Source organism: Nonomuraea corallina, assembly GCF_027620315.1.
In the GTDB taxonomy this organism is placed as follows: domain Bacteria; phylum Actinomycetota; class Actinomycetes; order Streptosporangiales; family Streptosporangiaceae; genus Nonomuraea; species Nonomuraea corallina.
This window is the reverse complement of the sequence record NZ_JAPNNL010000283.1, coordinates 1-5121: the sequence shown is the minus strand read 5'-3', so window position 1 is coordinate 5121 and position 5121 is coordinate 1. Positions and strand designations below refer to the sequence as shown.

At 72.2% G+C, this 5121-nt stretch carries 7 protein-coding genes; 2 read left to right on the top strand and 5 right to left on the bottom strand.

All coding sequences use genetic code 11. The annotated features are described in order from the left end of the window. On the bottom strand, nt 1–450 hold a 450-nt coding region (locus OUY22_RS35560), incomplete at its 3' end, for a toll/interleukin-1 receptor domain-containing protein (protein ID WP_270159713.1). Between the two features lie 58 nt (nt 451–508). Here OUY22_RS35560 and OUY22_RS35555 point away from each other — a divergent pair. Both OUY22_RS35555 and OUY22_RS35550 read left to right on the top strand, forming a co-directional pair. Then, nucleotides 509–1681, top strand: a complete 1173-nt coding sequence (locus OUY22_RS35555; RefSeq protein WP_270159712.1) for an ArsB/NhaD family transporter — start codon at nt 509–511, stop codon at nt 1679–1681. 39 nt (nt 1682–1720) lie between these two features. Further along, entirely contained in the window at nt 1721–2158 is a 438-nt protein-coding gene (locus OUY22_RS35550) for a hypothetical protein (protein ID WP_270159711.1), read from the top strand. 4 nt (nt 2159–2162) lie between these two features. On the opposite strand, the gene OUY22_RS35545 is transcribed toward OUY22_RS35550, so the two are convergent. From OUY22_RS35545 to OUY22_RS35530, 4 genes are all read right to left on the bottom strand, one after another. Next, on the bottom strand, nt 2163–2306 hold the full coding sequence (locus OUY22_RS35545) for a hypothetical protein (RefSeq protein WP_270159710.1): 144 nt from the start codon (nt 2304–2306) through the stop codon (nt 2163–2165). Between the two features lie 231 nt (nt 2307–2537). Next, entirely contained in the window at nt 2538–3338 is an 801-nt protein-coding gene (locus OUY22_RS35540; RefSeq protein WP_270159709.1) for an inositol monophosphatase family protein, read from the bottom strand. A gap of 11 nt (nt 3339–3349) precedes the next feature. Continuing rightward, on the bottom strand, nt 3350–3982 hold the full coding sequence (locus OUY22_RS35535) for a hypothetical protein (RefSeq protein ID WP_270159708.1): 633 nt from the start codon (nt 3980–3982) through the stop codon (nt 3350–3352). Beyond that, nucleotides 3979–5040, bottom strand: a complete 1062-nt coding sequence (locus OUY22_RS35530; RefSeq protein ID WP_270159707.1) for a hypothetical protein — start codon at nt 5038–5040, stop codon at nt 3979–3981. Before OUY22_RS35530 ends, OUY22_RS35535 begins: the two co-directional genes overlap by 4 nt. Between the last annotated feature and the right edge of the window lie 81 nt (nt 5041–5121).

Below are 5121 nucleotides of genomic sequence, written 5' to 3'. Positions count from 1 at the left end.
GGCGGGGGCGGCCTCCGGCTTGGCCCGGCCCGCCAGCGCTTCGCGCACCCGGCCCAGCAGCAGCGCCCTGGCCTGACCCGGGTCGGTGATGCCCAGCAGGTCGACCCAGGTGATCGTGGACAGCAGCCCTTCGAGCCGGACGTCCTCCAGCCGGATGGTGATCAGCTTGTTGGACGGGTTGTCGGGATCGGCGCGCAGGGCCGCCTGCCACTCCATCCGCCCGTAGCGCGAGCTGAGGTAGTTGCGCGAGAGCACGGCCACGACCAGCTCGGCCTCGCTGACGCCGCGGTCCATGAAGTCGATGAAGTTGGTGCCGGGCACGAAGTCCCAGGCCTGGATCATCGTGCGGTAGCCTGCCGCCTCCAGCTCCCAGGCGATCCAGGTGGCCCACGCCGTGTCGGCGGGGGAGTAGCTGACGAAGATCTGGGTCGGCTTGCCGTCGCGCGCCATCCCACCAGTATCCCGCGCGGGATCGGCCTTTCGCAGCCCGTGTGCGATCATCGTCCTCGTGTTGAGTCGTCTGGGCGTGCTCGACTGGATCAGGATCGGGCTGCTGGCGCTCGGCCTGCTCTTCGTGGCGACCGGGCTGCTGCCGCTGTCCGCCGCGGCGGAGAGCCTGGCGGAGATCGGGCCGCTGCTGGTCTTCCTGGTGGGCATCATCGTGCTCGCCGAGCTGACCAAGGAGGCTCAGGTCTTCGACGCGATCGCCGCCAGGATGGCGGTGCTCGGCCGCGGCAACTATGCCGCGCTTTTCATACTCTGCACAGTCTTCGCGTCTTTTATCACGATATTTCTGAACCTTGACACGACGGCCGTCCTGCTCACCCCCGTCATGCTCGCGCTCGCGCCCCGGGCCCGCATCGCCGCGCTGCCGCTGGCCATGACCACCATCTGGTTCGCCAACACCGCGAGCCTGCTGCTGCCCGTGTCCAACCTGACGAACCTGCTCGCCATGGACGAGATCGGGCTGTCCCCCGTCGCGTTCGCCGCCCGCATGTGGGCGCCGCAGCTCGTCGCGATCCTGGTGACGATGGCGTTCCTGTGGGCGTTCTTCTGGCGCAGGGGCGAGCGGCGCGACCTGCGCTACACGCCGCCGGTGCTGGAGCCGGTCGGCGACCGGGTGCTGTTCGGCGCCGCCTCGGCCGGCTGCCTGCTGTTCATCGTCGCCCTGCTGGCCCGCGTGGAGGTCGGGGTCGCCGCCGCGGCCGCGGCGCTGCTCGTGGTGATCGCCTTCGCGGTACGCGACCGCGCCCGGCTCACCTGGAACCTGGTGCCCTGGCAGCTGCTCATCTTCGTGACCGGACTGTTCCTGGTGGTGCCCACGCTCAGCCGCTACGGGCTGGCCGACCTGATGAACGGGCTGCTCGGCGCCGACCGCGACCCGTACCGGACCGCCGCGGTCGGCGCCGGCCTGTCCAACGCCATCAACAACCTGCCCGCGTACAAGGTCGTCGAGGAGGTCATCCCGGCCGGCGACCGCGACCAGCTGCTCGCCCTGCTCGTCGGCACCAACGTGGGGCCGGTGGTCACGCCGTGGGCGTCGCTGGCCACGCTGCTGTGGTTCGAGTCGTGCCGCCGCCACGGCGTGCGGGTGCCGATGCTCCGCTTCCTGCTCACCGGCGCCGGCCTGGCGGTCGTCGGCCTCGTCACCACCACGTGGGCGCTGGTGACTTTCGGATAGCCGGGAACCCGCCCGGCCGGTTGCGCCACAATAGCCGCCATGTCCCGATCACTGATGACGATCATCTCTGGACTCGTCCTGACGGCGGCGCTGCAGGGCTGCGGCGGAGCCGCCGGCACCGCGCCGGCCGCCTCCCCGGCCCAGGAGCCCGCCCCGACGGCCACGGGCGCGGAGGAGGTCTCCGCGATCGCCGTGCGCCAGGTCAAGCTGGAGGTGCTCGGCAAGGGGAAGTCCGCCCAGCCGATCGTCTACAACCTCGACACGAACGGCACCGAGAACGACGCCGACCTGCCCTGGTCCAAGACCGCCGAGATCGAGCTGACCGAGGCCGAGCAGAAGGCCGGCCGGCTGATCACTCTCGTGTCGGGCTCCGTACGGGACGCGAACGGCCAGTTCCAGCCCGCCGCCTGCCGCATCAGCGTGGACGGCGAGAAGGTCGCCTCCGGCAAGGGCAGCTGCGAGCACCTGCTCAAGTAGGGCCTCACGTGGTACGGCGGACCTTCACCCGGGGAGGGCGGCGGCGCTTGCGGCGCTCGTCCTCCTCCGGGACCTCCTCCGAGGGACGCGGCCCCACGACGATCGCGAACCACGGGTGCGCCCACTCCTTGCCCCGTTCGCCGGTCATGCCGTCACCAGCCGGTTCGCGGCGCGGACCAGGGCGGAAGGCCGGGGGCGGGACGGCCGGCCTGAGGCGAAGAGCACCGCTCCGCGCACGGCCGAATCAGTCAGCACGGTCGTCATGGTGATCTCTCCTTTCCCGCGGCGCCGCTTCCAAGCACCCGGCAGGCGGACGTCGGCGGCAGGCTGCGGCCCCGGCCTCCGTGACCTGCGATCTCAAGATCTCCGGCCGGGCCGATCAACCGACCAGGGCCAGCAGTCCGGGCAGGGCCTTCGGATGCGCGGCCACGAAGCTGCGGTCGTCGGCCGCGCCGTCGATGCGCTCGTCGAACGGGCCGCCGTCGAGCGCCCGGATCTCGATGCCCGCCTCCTGGGCGAGCAGCGCCCCGGCCGGCAGGTCGATCGCCTCCGCGCGATAGCCGACGATCCCGTCGATGTCGCCGCGGGCCAGCATCGCCCACTGCAGCAGAGGCGCCCACAGCTGCAACAACCGCCTGGCGCTCAGCTCCAGGGCCGACCTCAGCGTGCCCGCTCTGGCGTCTTTCCTGCTCACAGCATACCCCTGGGTCCAAGCCAGGAGCGGGCCGTGCGGCGAGGGCCGATAGGAGGCCGTCAGCCGCGCCCCCGACGGGGCCAGCGCGCCGCAGCCCCGGATCGCCGACCACGTACGCGCCGTCACCGGGTCGTGCACCACGCCGAGCAGCGGGCGGCCGGACCGGCACAGCGCCAGCCCGACGACGTAGGCGGGCAGGCCGATGGACACGTTGTTGGTGCCGTCGAGCGGGTCGACCAGCCACGTCCACTCGCCGCCCGAGGCGCCGAACAGGCCCGACTCCTCGGCGATCACCGCGTGGGACGGGTACGCCGTCAGGAGCCGGTCGACCAGCAACCGCTCCGACGCCAGGTCGAGATCCGTGACCACGTCACCGGCCCCGCCCTTCGGACGCACTCCGAGAGGGCCGCGGGTGCCGTCGAGGAGCAGCGCCCCCGCGGCCTCGGCGGCCTCGACGGCGACCGCGCGGGCATGCTCCAGATCCATATCCGAACCCCTCAGCTCAGGTGGGCGGCTATCAGCCGGACGGCCAGCGCCGTCTCCTCGGTGTCGAGCGTCTGACGCGGCACGTGGTGGCCGCCCGTGCCGAGCGGGCCGAGCGACAGGTCGCGGCTGCCCGGACGGCCCCGGCCGAGCGCGATCGTGGCGGCCTCGCCGCCCTCGGGGACGACGCTGCTGTGGAAGCTGCCGGACGGCAGCGTGTAGGTGTCGCCGGGACCGAACACCTCCACCAGCCCCGTCTCGTGACGCACGGTGCGCGGCGTGGGGGAGATGCGGTCGCCGCCCGGCCCGCTGACGGCCTCGAACACCCGGTGGGTGGCGTCGCGCCCGGCGTCGGTCACCACCGCGTGCACGTTGCGCACCTGACCGTAGAGGATGTGGCTGACCAGGTCCCAGCTGTGACAGTGGATCTGGGAGGTGGTGCTGCGCGCGGGCGCCAGCGAGTCGGACCACAGGTGGATACATACCCCTTCGCCGCCGTCGCGCTCCAGCGGGAGGCAGACGAATCCGAGCGGGTGGCGTACCCCCCGGAGGCCCCGGAGGCCCCGCGCGCCGCCGGAGATCGCCGCCAGCGCCCAGGCCCTGGCCCGTCCCCGCGTCAGCTCGTCGTAGACGCCCTGGTAGCTCATGGTCCCGCCCTCCCCGCGCCGGGGTCGCCGTAGGGGTCGGCCGCCCGCAGCGCCTTGCGGGCGATGTCGACCACGTCGCGGCCGTTGTAGGACTTGGGCAGCGGCATGTCGATCCGCTCGAAGAGCTCCTGCACCTCCTCGATCGTGGGCTCGTCGCCGAGGGGCACGCCGCGGTAGCGCTCCAGCGGGACGCGGCGCGCCTGCTCGAAGCTGAGCCGCAGCTCGGTGTCGCAGTTGGCGTAGTAGAACGTGCCGGCCAGCGCGGTCATCGCGCGGTTCGGGTCCTCCACGGTCATGATCAGGCGGCTGGTGGAGAGGTCCCAGCGGAACGTGGTCATCGTCGACGACAGGCCCACCTCGATGTCGAGCAGGCCGTACCGCTGCCGATGCCAGAACGCGGCCAGGATGGTCGCGTACGACTCCTTCCTGACCCGGTCGGTGGTCCACCGCTCGCCCGTGCCGTCAGGCAGGTCCGACAGGGACCGCCGGTAGTGCGCGTACGTCTCGCACACCTCGACGTCGGCCGGGTCGATCACCTCGACGCGCACCGTCAGGTGGCGCTTGTCGCGGCGGGCGGCCGCCACGCACAGGGGCAGCGTGACCGCGCGCAGGTAGGTGCCGGTGCCGCCCTTGAAGCTCCAGCGCGTGGTGTCCTTGCGTGCCTCGGCGTGCGCCTGCGCGATCTCCTGGGAGCTGCCCAGCACCCGGACGAGCTGCAGCGCGTCCAGCGCCTTGCGGGTGCGGTCGACCATGGACTCGATCTGCTCCAGCCGGTCCAGCCTGGCGGGCAGCCGGCCGAGCACGTCGGAGGTGATCGCCTCCATCGGCGCCTGGCGGGCCCGGTCGCGCAGCAGCGCGGTCGCCACCAGCGCCAGGATCACCAGCGTCGCGGCGCTGACCAGCTGGGTCTGCACCGTGGCGCCGTCGTCGCCGAAGAGCTCGTCGGGCATGATGCCGAGCACGCCGATCACCACGGCCAGCAGCAGCGCGATGGCGACGTCGGCGTTCTGGACCGCCCACGGAGCGATCCGCCTCAACGCCCCCACGAACCGTGCCATCGCAGCCCCGTCCGACGAACAGTCAGTCCCCCCGTCATGGTAACGACGAGGCCAGGCCACGGGCTAGCAATCGGAAAGGGG